Below are 13,963 nucleotides of genomic sequence, written 5' to 3'. Positions count from 1 at the left end.
TTTATGTGCGGGCGATCGAGGATCGCCCCTACGGACCATGATTTGCAGGTGGCTGAAAGAGGCGCTTCACGAAAAAAGACTTTAACTCTGCTGTTCAAAAAGGTATAATAAGTAGTTGTTTAGTTGGTGTTTAGGATTCAAAAGAGGTGAGAGTATTTATGAGTGAAAAAAGAGATTACTACGAGGTGCTGGGGGTCGGTAAAGACTCCAGTCCGGATGAGATAAAAAAAGCATACCGAAAAAAAGCCATGGAGTTCCATCCGGACAAAAATCCGGGGAATGCTGAAGCTGAAGAAAAGTTCAAGGAAGCCAATGAAGCCTATGAAATTCTAAGTGATGCCGATAAGAAAGCCCGCTATGATCAATATGGTCACGCCGGGGTTGATCCCAATGCTGGTTTTGGCGGCGGTGGCGGCGGATTTTCCGGTGGTTTTGGTGGTTTTGAGGATATCTTTGGCGATATTTTCAGCGCCTTTGGCGGCGGCGGTGGGTTTAGCGGCGGCCGTGGTGGTCGACGTTCCAACCGGGGCTCTGACATGAAGATCAGTATTAATCTGTCTTTCCATGAAGCCGTTTTTGGCATCGAAAAGAAAATTAAGATTAAACGTAATGAAGAATGTGGAAGTTGCGGCGGTTCTGGTGCTGAAAAAGGATCGACTTCAAAAACCTGTGACCAATGTGGCGGTTCGGGTCAGGTTTATGTCAGACAGCAGACGCCATTTGGAACAGTTCAACAGGTTCACACTTGTGACAAGTGTCATGGTGAAGGCAAAATCATTGATAAACCGTGTCCCACCTGTCATGGTTCCGGACTTGAATCCAAAGAACGCACCATTAGCATCAAAATTCCCGCTGGTGTCTATGACGGTTCAATTCTGCCACTGCGAGGTCAGGGCAACGCCGGGCCAAACCACGGCAGTGCCGGTGATCTGCTGGTGTATATAAGCGTTCGGGAAGACCCCTTATTTAAACGCAGCGACGACGATGTTTATTATGAACTGCCCATTACCTATGCCCAGGCGGCGTTGGGTGACAGCATTGTGGTACCGACCATTGACAGCAAAATCAAGCTTAAAATACCAGAAGGTACCCAAAACGGTAAGGTATTCCGACTTAAAGGAAAAGGGATACCCAATGTTAACGGCCGGGGCCGGGGGGATCAGTTTATTACCATTAAGGTGGAAGTACCCCGTAAGCTCAATCGTGAACAGCGTCATGCATTAAACGAGTATGCCAAGGTAACCGGAGAAGACGCGCATCCGGAAGGGAAACGTTTCTGGTCTCGGGTTGAAGCCGAAGAAAAGGAAAGTCATCCTAAAAAAGACGCCTGATCATTTTCAGGCGACAAGTTCGAAAGCCCTCGCCAAGCATCATTTGATGTGTATAAGACAACACAACAATTGACGGTATGCCATGCGTATTAATCAAAAGTCAATTTATGCCGGAGAAATCCGGCATTTTTTAGTTGACAAAGAAAAGCTGGAGGCATATAATGAAAACGAAAAACATATCAAACTGATATGAATTGAGTATGCGATATAAAAATGTGAGAAGTAGAATGCGGAAGGAAGAGGATTGAGACCACAAATCACCAGGCTTATGCGGGGATGTTGTCAGTGCTCAATTAAAACCACCGACTATCAGGAGGATACCGATTATGAAAATATCAACTAAAGGGCGTTATGCGTTGCGGCTGATGCTGGATCTGGCGATTAATAACACCGGGGAATATATTCCCATCAAACGGATTGCTGAGCGTCAGGAAATTTCTGAAAAATATCTGGAACAGATTATTACGCAAATTTCACGGGCGGGATTTGTCCGGAGTGTCCGGGGTTCACAGGGCGGCTATCAGCTGGCCAATCCGCCGGAAGACTATACTGTCGGGATGATTTTGCGGCTGATGGAAGGGGAGTTATCTCCGGTTGCCTGCTTGGATGAACCGGGTGGCTGTGATCGGGCGGATCGTTGTGTTACAGTTGATGTCTGGCGGCAAATAAAAGAAGCAGTTGAAAATGTGGTGGACAATATTACCCTGGCAGATCTGGTAAAGTCCTATCATGAAAAGGGCACCTGCGAGTATTTTATTTAAACACGATGAAGTGGCAATAAAAATATATGAAAGAAGCAGGTGAACCAATTGGGAAAGGTTAGCGCTGTTTATCGAAGCGAAAAAAAGGGTGAGCGCAATCGTCTGGATCAGCCCGCTCTTTTTATCCCGGGATTTGGACTAGAGGGGGATCATCACGGTGGCCGGGATCAAAGACAAGTATGTTTGTTTGGCCGTGATGACACCGATCAAATAAAAATAATTAATGGGGCAGGTTTATGCACGGGGCGGTTTAATGAAAACATCACCACCGAGGGCATCGAGCTGTTTAAATTGCCGCTGGGTACCCGGGTAAAAATTGGCGAAACCATTCAGGAGATTACCCAGATTGGAAAAAAATGCTTTGGCTGTGAAATCGGTGATGAAAACGGAAAGTGCGTTTTGGCCAATGAGGTTGTCTTTACTGCTGTGATCGTAGGTGGCTATATAAAAGCTGGCGATACCATTGCAGTACTGGTGTAAACTGTTTTGTGTAGTAACATAAATGCCGCTGTTTTCGTTTTGGAAAACAGCGGCATTTTAGGTGTTGTTAATGATTAAACCAGGTTTTTTAGCAACCGGGTGTAGTCGGTGATCGTCGTGTAGTTTCGATGGTTGAGCAGTAGCTCTTTTGAAATGTCCATGCCCAGCAGCGTCGGAACCAATCGGGCGGCTTCGGGCAGCCGCAGCAGATCGTAACAGATGCCCCGATTAGCCAGTCGTGACATAACATTGACACCGGTGTAGGCAAGGGCGTTTTGCAGCTGATCAATGAGGTAAACCTCCACATCAAGTGTTTTTAAGCTGTAGCTTTCCTCCCGGTGGGTTTCCACCAGTTGGCGGAATTCCGTTTGAAAGGTGGTATAAAGATCGGTGATGGTGTTCAGCAGATAAGCCTGGAAATCGGCTTTTTCCGGGGTGGTTCGCAAGTCATCGCCAAACCAGGAAAGATAGTTTAAGGTCAGGCTGGCAGTCAGTCGACCAAAATCCTGGGCCAGGGGACCGAAACCGGCAAATTCACCATCAATGATGCGGACATCCGTTGCGCTGATCATGATGTTGGAGCTATGCAGATCAGTATGGATCAGGCATTCCCGATCATTCAGAAACTTATTTTCCAGTCGCTTAAATTCGGCTTTAATCTGGGGATTATCAACCAGTTCAGCCCGTTTTTCAGCGGTGCCGGGAATCATCTCCCGTTCCCAGGAAACGCCGATATTTTCATGGAAAAGGAAGGGCACCAGGGCAGTATATTCGGGATTGACAAAGAAGCGTTCAACCTCGGATTTTTTATAATTGGTAAGATGGAGATTGGATGAGTAAAACAGATTCCGGGCAAAAAATGCGCCGATTTTTTCGGTGAAGTGCCCGTGTTTGACCATCCGGCACAGCTCAAACCGCAGCAGACTCAAATCCATCAGATCTTCCATAACGATGATCCGATTAGGCTCATCAAAAAGATAAATTTCCGGGCTGATGCCGGGATAAACCGAGTTCCAGAAAATAAGGGTGGCAATTTCAGAACGCATTCGGCCCAGATCCAGAGTCCAGCCTTCGGAATCTTCGACGGTATTATTCTTTTCGTCTTCAATCCGAAACCGGGGCATCGAGAGCATTTGTTTCATGACCACTGATTTACCGGTTTGGTCATAGACGTGATAAATTAAATTGACAAAGCCTTCAATACTTTCCTTGACGGCGTGTAAATCCACCACGGTAAGGAAAGCATCAGCCGGAAAGATCGCTTTTTCTTTAAGGTAGTCGGCAACGCCTGCCACTGTTAAATTGCCATAGCTGTCATAGGTCATGTTTTCACTTCCTTAATTTAAATAGGGTGCGGGCGAACACGGTTCGCCCCTACGAAGTATTAATCAATTAATTGATTAATACGATGCGGTGGTGATATCTTTATTTATTCCGGTGAGGTTCCATAAAATGATGGATGGCGGCTTCCAGTTCGGGGATGCCTTCGCCGGTATAGGAGCTGACCACATAGATGTGTTTGGGATTGATACCGGCATAGATCAGCAGATTACGGCTACGCTTGATATTGCATTCACCCAGATCCGTTTTGGTGATCACCCCGATGGAGGGGATGTTATAGGTGTGAACGAAGTTCGGCGGTACGGCATTCTGAGGATCGACGCAGGAATTGACCAGGATCACCAGTCCGGCATCCATGGTGATATTGATGGCCTGACGTGAAAAAAACGGGAGTTCAATAAACTCCCCCGGGGTATCAATAAACTCGTCATAATATGTGACCATCTGGGTTTTGGAATACTTGAGTTCGTCTTCGCCCAGTCGTTGCATCAGGGTGGTTTTTCCGCTGCCGATTTTTCCGATGAGGGCCACCCGTTTTTTATTGCTGGCCATTGATTTAAGAGTAGGTAATTTTAGGAATGTCGAAACCTAAAATATGATTAAGGGTATTAAGGATTTCGGTCACGGCGGCCTTCACATCAGAGACCCGACCAGTGATGACCAGAGAACCACTGAAACGATCAAGAAATCCGATTTCGACCGGAGCAGCCTTGGTGGCAGCATCAGCGGCAATGATGGCCGCTTCGCTGGGCGTAATGGTTAAAATGCCAATGGCATCAGCATTTTCATCGTCTAAGCCCAATTTAATATAGATTTCATTTTTGGGTTTAGCAATAATGTGGGCCAGGGTTACCTGTTTACCGGGAACGTATTCCTGAATGGTGCGTTTTTTCTTTTCAGTTTCCATCGTGTCACCTTTTCTATCTGTATTTTTGTTTGAGTCTAACAATTGTCGGTATTGTTTTTTTTATCTAGAGATAACTTTGAATTAATTTAAGTATGGCCATTATAGCATTTATCGGGAACCGGTTACATCGATTAACGATATTTTACAGAAAGCTGGCAAAAAATTTCTGTACCCGCACTGTGCCGTACCGACTAATTGTTAATCTGTTGTCTGCTGCGGGATCGGACAGGTCTATCGCCTGTTCGCCCCGATGCAGACAACATGATGTAACAATTATCGGTACTAGACTAAGACAAAGAAGTGAAAAAATCTATTTCTTTTCTAAGGTAGATGGGTTATAATGATCAATTGTTAAACATGCGGAAAACGTGGTATAATACCACAACGATTAAACTGGAGGTAAGGGAATGCTTTGGAAAGAAGTTCAAATCACAACAACATTGGAAGCGGAGGAAGCAGTGGTTAATGCTTTTTATGAAGCCGGGGCGGATGGCGTAGCCATTCAGACCTTGCAGGATGCGCTTTTAATTCAGCAAGATCCTAAGGTTAATTTTGTCGATGAAGCCCTTCTGGAAATTGATCCCAATGTTTCCATTGTGCGGGGATATTTCAGCGAGGTGGAAGATACCGAAGAAGCAGTACACAAACTGATTAGCTCAGTGAAGATGCTGCCTTCTTTTGGTCTGGATCCCGGTGCTTGTGAGATGCTGATTACCGAGGTGGAAGAGGAGGATTGGGCCAACTCCTGGAAAAAGTTCTATAAACCCACCAAGGTCGGCAAAAGTATTGTCATCAAACCGACCTGGGAAGCCTATGCCCCCGAAGAGGATGAGATCGTCATCAACATTGATCCCGGTATGGCTTTTGGCACCGGCACCCATGAAACCACTCAGCTTTGTGCCATAAAGCTGGAAGAGTATATTAAGCCTGGCGACGTGGTGCTGGATATTGGCTGTGGTACCGGAGTGCTCTCATTGATTGCCGGTAAACTGAAAGCAAAAAAAGTAGTGGCGGTTGATTTTGATACCCTGGCCGTAAAAATTGCCCGGGAAAATGCGGAGCTCAATGATTTAGGCGCTCTGGTTGAAATCCGCGAAGGAAATCTGTTGGATGTCATCGATGAACAGGCCGATGTGATTGTGGCCAATATACTGGCTGCCGCCATTGTCGAGTTGTCAGGGATCATCAAACCCTATCTGAAAGAAAACGGCATCTTTATTTCTTCCGGCATCATCATTGACCGGTTGGGGGACGTCCTCAATGCTTTGGAAGCGGAAAACTTCAAACTGGTTTATGTTCAGCAAATGGGCGAGTGGGTTGGCGTGGTTGCCCAGAAAAGAGACTAGCATGCATCGCTTTTTTGTCGAACCCGGTCAGATCTCCGGATCCACCGTTGTTATTTCCGGGGAAGATTTCAAACATATTACCAAGGTTTTGCGGTTGGGAAAAGATGATCGCATCGAAGTTTGTGATGGTCTGGGCAATGACTATCTGATTGTATTGGACAGCCCCACAGATCGGACAATTTCCGGCTATATAAAGAGCCAGGAACCATCCCAGGGCGAAACGCCGGAGCTTTTAATCACCCTCTATCAGGGCTTGCCCAAGGGCACCAAAATGGAAATGATTATTCAAAAAGGGGTGGAGTTAGGCGTTTATGAGATCGTCCCCTTTTCTTCATTGCGGGCGGTTGTACAAATCAAAGACAAACAGGATAAAAAAATCGAACGCTGGCAGCGGATTGCCTATGAAGCAGCCAAGCAGTCGAAACGGGGCATCATCCCGAAGATCGGGACACCACTCACCCTGGCTGGTGTTTTGCAGGAAACGGATCGCTACGATCTGATACTCTTAGCCTATGAGGATGAAAACCGGCAGACCCTTAAAGAAGCACTGACCGCTTTTGAAAAAAAGCGGGACGCTGATAAACCGCTAAGAATTGCGGTGATTATTGGCCCGGAAGGGGGCTTTGATCCCCAGGAAGCGGCGGCCTGCCAAGCTGCCGGAGTGATCAGCGTTAGTCTGGGTAAACGGATCTTACGTACGGAAACCGCCGGGATGATGGTGCTCAGTCAATTAAATTTCTGGAAGTGAGGTGGAAAGAAGCGGTATGAACAACACAAATAACAAAGTTGCTTTTATGACCCTGGGCTGTAAGGTCAACACCTACGACAGCGAGGCGATGATGGAGCTTTTTGAGTCGGCTGGCTATACCATTGTGGATTTTTCCGAGGTGGCCGATGTTTACGTCATCAACACCTGTACGGTCACCCATCTGGGCGATCAGAAATCTCGAAAAATGATGCGCAAGGCCAAGCGGATCAACCCCGAGGCGATTATCTGTGCGGTGGGTTGCTATGTCCAGGTGGCTCCTGCGGAAGTGGAAAAAATAGCGGAAGTGGATTTAATGATTGGCACCAAAAATCGGGGCGACATTCTGTCCTATATTACTGCCCATCGCAATGATGTCAGCCAGCGGGATTTTGTCTCGGATATCATGGCTGAAAAGGTATTTGAACCGCTGATGATTTCCGAGGTCAAAGGAAAAACCCGGGCCTTTATTAAAATTCAGGAGGGCTGCAATCAATTTTGTACCTATTGTATTGTCCCCTTTGCCAGAGGGCCGGTGCGAAGCCGCAACCAGCAGCAGATTATTGATGAAGTCAACCGGGTGGTGGCAATGGGGTATCAGGAGGTGATCCTGTCTGGGATTCACATTGCCTCCTATGGAATTGATCAAGAAGACACCGGTAAAACCGATCTGATTGATCTGATTGAAACCCTTGACAAAATTGAAGAGCTTAAACGGATTCGGCTGGGGTCGATGGAACCCAAATTTATAACTCCTCAGCGGCTTAAGCGGCTGGCGGCACTTAACAGCTTCTGTCCGCATTTTCATTTATCTTTGCAAAGCGGTAGTGATACCGTGCTCAAACGGATGGGCCGCCGTTATACGACGGCTGAATACATGGAGATCGTCAACCAGATCCGGGAGGTCTTTCCATTGGCCGCCATCACCACGGATATCATGGTAGGCTTCCCCGGAGAAACGGGGGCAGAATTTGCTGAGACGCTCGACTTTGCCAGGGCGGTAGGCTTCTACCAGATCCATGTATTTAAATATTCCCGGCGATCCGGAACAAAAGCGGCCCATTTTCCGGATCAGATCGATGAAAGCCTGAAAAATTCCCGCAGTCATGAACTGAGCGAATTGTCCCGGGAATTGGAAGCGGCCTTTCTTAAAAAAAATGATGACAGTGTGGTTGAGGTGCTTTTTGAAGCAACCCACGATGATGCTGGCTATACCGGCCACACCAAGAACTATCTGCCAGTGATACTCAAAACCGATGAAGAAATAAGTGGTAGAATCATCCCGGTTAGGGTATCATATATTAGTCGGTATGCTGATAAGTTAGTCGGAGAATCTATATAATTAAGGAGGAAGATATGTCCCAAGACTGTATTTTTTGTAAGATCGTCAATAAGGAAATTCCCGCCGATGTGGTTTATGAAGATGACCGGGTCATCGCCTTTAACGATATTGCGCCCCAGGCCCCGGTTCATGTGATTATTATCCCCAAAGAACATTTTGATTCGATCCTGTCGGTTCAGGCAGGCAATGATATTATTTGCCATGTTCATACGGTAGCCAATCGCATTGCCCTTAAAACGGGGATTGCCGAGAGTGGTTTTCGACTGGTGAATAATTGCGGTAAGGATGGTAATCAGACCGTTCCGCATCTGCATTATCATTTATTGGGCGGCCGACCATTATTATGGCCACCAGGCTGAAAAATAATTGACAGCGCTCTAAATATTGCGTATAATAAAGTTTGACTCATACCATGTTGATTGACAATACCGGAAATTAGCAACGGATTAGAGGGGGGGGTTGAAAATGTCTGAAGTAAAAATCAAAGAAAATGAAACACTCGAAAGTGCATTGCGACGTTTCAAAAGAAAAACTGCAATGGCTGGGGTTATGTCTGAAATTCGCAAAAGAGAGCATTATGAAAAGCCAAGCGTAAAGCGAAAAAGAAAATCAGAAGCAGCTAGAAAAAGAAAGATGAAAAAAAGATAGGATGTGACTAATTGGCATTAAAGGATCAATTACAGGCTGACTTAAAAACAGCAATGAAGGAAAAGGATAAGGTCAAGAAATCGACCGTTACCATGATTCGGGCGGCTATTTTACAAGTCGAGAAGGATCAGCAAGTGGAACTGGCAGATGACCAGATTCTTGAAATTATTGCCAAACAGCTCAAACAACGTCGGGATGGCCTGGCTGAGTTTGAGAAAGCTCAAAGAGACGATTTAATCCAGCAGGCTCGCGAAGAAATAGTAATTATCGAGAGCTACCTTCCTACACAATTAACACTTGATGAAATCAAAGTAATTGTGGCTGAAACAATAACAGAAACCGGTGCTGTTGATGCCAAAGACATGGGAAAAATAATGAGTGCCCTGATGCCGAAGGTTAAAGGTCGGGCGGATGGTAAGCTTGTGAATCAAGTGGTCAGAGAAAGTCTGGCATAACAAAAAAATTAATACTACACATATAAAGAGGTTTGTCCCTGGGGCAGACTTCTTTTTTGTTTAATAAATTTTTTGGTAAAATTTGAAACAGTTATCAATTGTTAAACGGCGGGAGGCGCTACAAGGTATTTTAAGATTGCGGTGATATAATCCAACCAGTAAATAACAAAATGGGAGGATTAAATGGATAATCATATCAACCTTGAAATTGGACTGAGTCAAGTCCAGGTTGAAGAAAGGATCGCCGCCGGAAAGGTTAATATCCAGCCCCAATCCAAAACAAAAACCATTGGTAGAATTGTCAGGGATAATAGTTTAACCTTGTTTAACATGCTTAACATCATCCTGGCATTAATGGTTATTTTTGTACAGTCATTTCAAAACCTTCTATTTATTAATATTGTCATAATAAACACATTGATTGGTATCATTCAGGAAATTAAGGCAAAAAAAACCATTGATCGGCTCTCGTTGATTTCACAACCCCATGTGACGGTGATCAGGGATGGCAACCGCCAGGAAATTGTTTTTGAAAAAATCGTCCTGGACGATATTCTGATCCTCAAGGCTGGCAAACAGGTGCCATCCGATTCCCGGGTGGTCAAAGGTGAGCTGGAAGTCAATGAATCGTTGCTGACAGGTGAGTCAGATTCGATTATGAAATATGAGGGCGATTCGCTGCTGTCCGGCAGTTTTGTGGTTTCCGGGGAAGCCAGCGTTTTGGTGACTCAGGTTGGTCTGGAAAACTATGCCTCAAAACTGGTTGACGCTGTCAAGGTGGCAAAAAAACCGAACTCTGAAATTATGAAAGCATTGGGCTTTATTATGAAAAGCATCAGCATCGTGATTGTTCCCATTGGTCTGCTGCTTCTCTATAAGCAGTTGATCGTCCAGGCGCTGCCGCTTCAGGCTGGTGTGACCCAGACGGTGGCGGCATTGATTGGGATGATTCCGGAAGGGTTGGTACTCTTAACCAGTGTCGCCCTGGCCGTTGGGGTAATCCGGTTGGGACAGCATCAGACGCTGGTTCAGGAGCTTTATTGCATTGAGACGCTGGCCCGGGTCGATATGCTTTGTCTGGATAAAACCGGAACCATCACCGAGGGCAATATGGAAGTATTGTCAATGGAAACCCTTTGTCATGACAAAAATCCGGTTCAGGCGATCCGGGCTTTGATTGCCAATTTAAAAGATGATAATGCCACCTATCGGGCCCTTTATGAAAGTTGCAAGGGCGAGGCGCCCAAATGGCAGTGTGACCGGGTAGTTCCCTTTTCCTCGGAGCGGAAGTGGAGTGGTGCTTTTTTCAGCGACCAGGGCACCTTTGTGATCGGGGCACCGGAATTCATTTTAAAAGAGCGTTATCCGGAAATTCAGGATAAGGTTGAAGGCTATGCCAGTGAAGGCAATCGGGTTTTAATGTTGGGCTATGCTTCGGAACCATTTAAAGAGGATGGGAGTTTGCCGGATCATATCAAAACGGTGGCACTGTTGCCGATGGGCGATAAAATTCGTCAGGAAGCCAAGAAGACCCTGGAGTTTTTTAGAAATCAGGGAGTCACAATCAAAGTTATTTCCGGAGATAATCCAGTAACGGTATCTCAGGTTGCCCATCGGGCGGGTTTGCTGGATTGGGATAATTCTGTGGATGCCGCCACCCTCACCACCGAGGAGGATGTCCGTAAGGCTGCGCTGGACTATTCGGTTTTTGGTCGGGTAACCCCGGGGCAGAAACGACTTTTAATTGAATCGCTTAAAAATCAAGGTCATACCGTGGCGATGACTGGGGATGGGGTCAATGATGTACTGGCTTTAAGAGAGGCGGACTGTAGCATTGCCATGGCCGAAGGCAGCGATGCGGTGCGCCAGGTTTCACAGTTGGTCTTATTGGATTCCAACTTCGCCAGTTTTACCCGGGTCTTGATGGAAGGGCGCCGGGTTATTAATAATATTACCAGGGCGGCCTCGCTATTTTTGGTGAAAACCATGTTTTCGCTTTTGCTGGCGGTGATTGTGATCATTGCCAATGAGGCCTATCCTTTTGTACCGATTCAACTGACCTTGATCAGTGCGTTGACAATTGGGGCACCCTCGGTTTTTCTGGCCCTGGAGCCCAATAAGAACCGGATTACCGGCAACTTTCTCGAAAAGGTGCTCAAAAAATCCTTGCCGGGGGCGCTGACGGTGGTGTTTAATGTGGTGATGATCATGATCGTCGGCGCTTACCTGTCTCTCGATCATCAGCAAATTTCTACGCTGGCGGTTATTTCCACCGGTTTGATTGGCTTAGTGATTCTTTTTCGGGTCTGCCAGCCACTTGACAATAAGCGCTGGGCCTTATTCTTTGCGATGACGGTTTCATTTTTATGCTGTGTGCTGTTCTTGGAAGATTTGTTTTTCCTGACTCCAATCCAGGATTTTCTGCCAGCGATGTTTATCGTGTTGGGTATTACAACCTTGGATATCTATCCCTTGATCAGAATTTTTGGCTGGGGGGTTAATCGGGTTGAGGGTTATCTGAACCGCCGAGAAAAAGAATCAACCACTGCCAAGGCAACCGTATTGGAAAAATAGATACGGATCAAGCTTTTTCACAAAAGAGTCAAAAAAATGATTCTTTTGTGAAAAAAAGACTTGCATTAGGGTTTGCGATCGTGCTATAATAAGCAAGTCGTCAAAGATAAATCGTATCGAAAAGCATAAAGATAAAAAAGTCCTTGACAGCAGACACGAAAACATTTATAATAGTCAAGTATTGTATCGAGGTGTAGCGCAGTTTGGTAGCGCACATGGTTTGGGACCATGGGGCCGGAGGTTCGAATCCTCTCACCTCGACCATTTTTTTTAGAAATTACTTGGGGGCCTTTAGCTCAGTTGGTTAGAGCAACCGGCTCATAACCGGTAGGTCCGGGGTTCGAGCCCCTGAAGGCCCACCATATTTTTTTGCCAAGTTTTATATATGCCCAGATAGCTCAGTCGGTAGAGCAGGGGACTGAAAATCCCCGTGTCGGTGGTTCGATTCCGCCTCTGGGCACCACCACTTATAAAGATGACAGCGTAAGCTGTTTTTTTTATTTTTTGGATTATTGCCAGGTTTTGGTGGTACAGTATCAATAAATAATCGGTTTGTCGGTTTTTTTCAGATCTTCATGGTTTGTTCACGAGAAGTACACATTATAGATATATAATTGTTACAAATACTGAAGAGGTGGGGAAATGAAAAGAAGAAAAAATGCCATCAGGCGGAAACGAAGAAGAACAATGATCGGGCTGGTGATCATGACGATCATGGCAATGGGTGTCGTGTCTATCGGTGTCATGGCAAATTCAGATGCCGTTGCGACCAGTGCTGGGAGTATTTTTGATGCGAAACCGGAAAGTAATACGGCTAAAAGCGGAGGCAACATAAAAATTCGGGAGAGCGATGAGACAATCGATAGTGCCATGCTAAAACCGATCAATGACTATTTTGAAACCTATTTCCGTGCCATGGCCAATCTGGAAACGGAGGACCTTACCGGGATTTTTGTCGATCCCACCGGTGAAAATGCCTGGGTCAATCAGAGTGCCATGGACTATCTGATCCAACTGCGACAAAACCAGAGTAATGATCTGAGAATGAGTGACTATCAATGTGGCTTGACTGTGACAAGCGTTGACACCAATTCGGATGCGATCGAAGTGGTTCTGTTAGAAGACCATACCGTTAACTTTGCCTTTATCCCCGATGTGGAGTCTTCCAGTTCCGGGATTACCCACACCTTTTATCTCACGGAAACCGCTGATGGTTATGCCATCACTGAACATTATAAAGACGAGGACAGCTTTTTAATGCTGGAAGAAGCAATTGAAGGCAGTTATGACGATCCTGAGGTGGTGGCAGATGAACTGCTTAGTGATGCACTGGCAGTTATCGAAGCCTTGGCCGAGGAAAAGGATGACTTTAATTCAGAGGTATGGGAAAGCGAGACAGTAGCAGTTGATCATGACTATGATACGGAGGCAGCACTGGATTACGCCATGACCTGGGTTGATGCCATTGAAGTCGAGCGAAATGATGCTTATGGCAGTTATGATCGTTACGGTGGTAACTGCAATAATTATATTTCACAGTGTCTTTTTGCTGGTGGAATCCCCATGGACAGCGACGGTGACAACAAATGGAAATGGTACGGCGAAGAAGTGAATCTGGATGAAGTGGACTGGGGTCGGAGCCCTGCCTGGACCGGGGTTGAGGAATTTTACACCTACGCCAGCGAAAATGATGGCTATGGACTGGTGGCGCTTGTTGACGAGAACGTCTATTCGGGATCAATTGGCGATGTTTTACAATATGGACAAAATGGCGACTGGCTCCATTCGGTTATCATTACAGATGTAATTACGGACAGCGATGGAAAAATGGCAGATTATCTCATTAATTCGAATACCACGGATCGAATCAATTATCCGGCCAGTGCCTATGGTTATTCGGAATTGCGACTGATTAAAATTTTAGGCTGGAACGATGGCCAATAGTTGCAGCCGTATTTAGTGTCATACCCTTTCTTCCTGATTTATGAACGAATACCATAGCGAATAAAAAACGTTTAGACATACAAAATACT

14 protein-coding genes and 3 tRNA genes are annotated in these 13,963 nt (G+C 45.9%); 14 read left to right on the top strand and 3 right to left on the bottom strand.

Translation table 11 applies throughout. The features are described from left to right. Nucleotides 1-158: 158 nt before the first annotated feature. From dnaJ to BI182_RS13010, 3 genes are all read left to right on the top strand, one after another. Nucleotides 159-1,331 (top strand): molecular chaperone DnaJ, encoded by a 1,173-nt coding sequence (gene dnaJ, locus BI182_RS13020; protein WP_250934867.1) that lies wholly within the window; start codon nucleotides 159-161, stop codon nucleotides 1,329-1,331. A gap of 326 nt (nucleotides 1,332-1,657) precedes the next feature. Further along, entirely contained in the window at nucleotides 1,658-2,092 is a 435-nt protein-coding gene (locus BI182_RS13015; RefSeq protein ID WP_263993002.1) for an RrF2 family transcriptional regulator, read from the top strand. A 48-nt stretch (nucleotides 2,093-2,140) separates the two neighbouring features. After that, on the top strand, nucleotides 2,141-2,572 hold the full coding sequence (locus tag BI182_RS13010; protein ID WP_286808482.1) for an MOSC domain-containing protein: 432 nt from the start codon (nucleotides 2,141-2,143) through the stop codon (nucleotides 2,570-2,572). A 74-nt stretch (nucleotides 2,573-2,646) separates the two neighbouring features. Here BI182_RS13010 and BI182_RS13005 read toward each other — a convergent pair whose 3' ends face one another. The 3 genes from BI182_RS13005 to BI182_RS12995 all read right to left on the bottom strand — a co-directional run bounded on the left by BI182_RS13005 (nucleotide 2,647) and on the right by BI182_RS12995 (nucleotide 4,820). Next, nucleotides 2,647-3,897: an S-methyl-5-thioribose kinase gene (locus tag BI182_RS13005; protein ID WP_286808480.1), complete on the bottom strand. Its 1,251-nt coding sequence runs from the start codon at nucleotides 3,895-3,897 to the stop codon at nucleotides 2,647-2,649. 100 nt (nucleotides 3,898-3,997) lie between these two features. Continuing rightward, the gene (locus BI182_RS13000; protein WP_070371783.1) at nucleotides 3,998-4,465 is read right to left on the bottom strand and encodes a EutP/PduV family microcompartment system protein; all 468 of its coding nucleotides are present in this window, start codon (nucleotides 4,463-4,465) and stop codon (nucleotides 3,998-4,000) included. Nucleotides 4,466-4,469: 4 nt separating this feature from the next. Next, nucleotides 4,470-4,820 (bottom strand): BMC domain-containing protein, encoded by a 351-nt coding sequence (locus tag BI182_RS12995; RefSeq protein ID WP_070371784.1) that lies wholly within the window; start codon nucleotides 4,818-4,820, stop codon nucleotides 4,470-4,472. A 407-nt stretch (nucleotides 4,821-5,227) separates the two neighbouring features. Between BI182_RS12995 and prmA the strand changes: the two genes are divergently transcribed. The 11 genes from prmA (at nucleotide 5,228) to BI182_RS12940 (ending at nucleotide 13,874) form a co-directional block, all read left to right on the top strand. Next, a complete protein-coding gene (gene prmA, locus BI182_RS12990; RefSeq protein WP_070371785.1) occupies nucleotides 5,228-6,166 on the top strand; it encodes a 50S ribosomal protein L11 methyltransferase in 939 nt (312 codons plus the stop codon). Between the two features lies 1 nt (nucleotide 6,167). After that, complete coding sequence (locus BI182_RS12985; RefSeq protein ID WP_286808478.1) at nucleotides 6,168-6,914, top strand: RsmE family RNA methyltransferase; 747 nt, start codon at nucleotides 6,168-6,170, stop codon at nucleotides 6,912-6,914. Between the two features lie 16 nt (nucleotides 6,915-6,930). After that, a complete protein-coding gene (gene mtaB, locus BI182_RS12980; protein WP_228882470.1) occupies nucleotides 6,931-8,253 on the top strand; it encodes a tRNA (N(6)-L-threonylcarbamoyladenosine(37)-C(2))-methylthiotransferase MtaB in 1,323 nt (440 codons plus the stop codon). A 14-nt stretch (nucleotides 8,254-8,267) separates the two neighbouring features. Continuing rightward, nucleotides 8,268-8,612, top strand: a complete 345-nt coding sequence (locus BI182_RS12975; RefSeq protein WP_070371788.1) for a histidine triad nucleotide-binding protein — start codon at nucleotides 8,268-8,270, stop codon at nucleotides 8,610-8,612. Nucleotides 8,613-8,718: 106 nt separating this feature from the next. Then, nucleotides 8,719-8,901 (top strand): 30S ribosomal protein S21, encoded by a 183-nt coding sequence (gene rpsU, locus BI182_RS12970; RefSeq protein ID WP_013379247.1) that lies wholly within the window; start codon nucleotides 8,719-8,721, stop codon nucleotides 8,899-8,901. Between the two features lie 11 nt (nucleotides 8,902-8,912). Next, a complete protein-coding gene (locus BI182_RS12965) occupies nucleotides 8,913-9,356 on the top strand; it encodes a GatB/YqeY domain-containing protein (RefSeq protein WP_070371789.1) in 444 nt (147 codons plus the stop codon). 183 nt (nucleotides 9,357-9,539) lie between these two features. Further along, a complete protein-coding gene (locus BI182_RS12960; RefSeq protein WP_286808469.1) occupies nucleotides 9,540-11,930 on the top strand; it encodes a cation-translocating P-type ATPase in 2,391 nt (796 codons plus the stop codon). Between the two features lie 187 nt (nucleotides 11,931-12,117). Next, nucleotides 12,118-12,194: transfer RNA gene (locus BI182_RS12955), tRNA-Pro, on the top strand. A 21-nt stretch (nucleotides 12,195-12,215) separates the two neighbouring features. After that, a tRNA-Ile gene (locus BI182_RS12950) sits at nucleotides 12,216-12,292 on the top strand. A 25-nt stretch (nucleotides 12,293-12,317) separates the two neighbouring features. Continuing rightward, nucleotides 12,318-12,393, top strand: a tRNA-Phe gene (locus tag BI182_RS12945). A 179-nt stretch (nucleotides 12,394-12,572) separates the two neighbouring features. Next, nucleotides 12,573-13,874, top strand: a complete 1,302-nt coding sequence (locus BI182_RS12940) for an amidase domain-containing protein (protein ID WP_286808468.1) — start codon at nucleotides 12,573-12,575, stop codon at nucleotides 13,872-13,874. Nucleotides 13,875-13,963 lie beyond the last annotated feature (89 nt).

Source organism: Acetobacterium sp. MES1 (assembly GCF_002237635.1).
Classification (GTDB): Bacteria; Bacillota; Clostridia; order Eubacteriales; family Eubacteriaceae; genus Acetobacterium; species Acetobacterium wieringae.
This window is presented reverse-complemented; position numbering and strand designations above follow the sequence as displayed.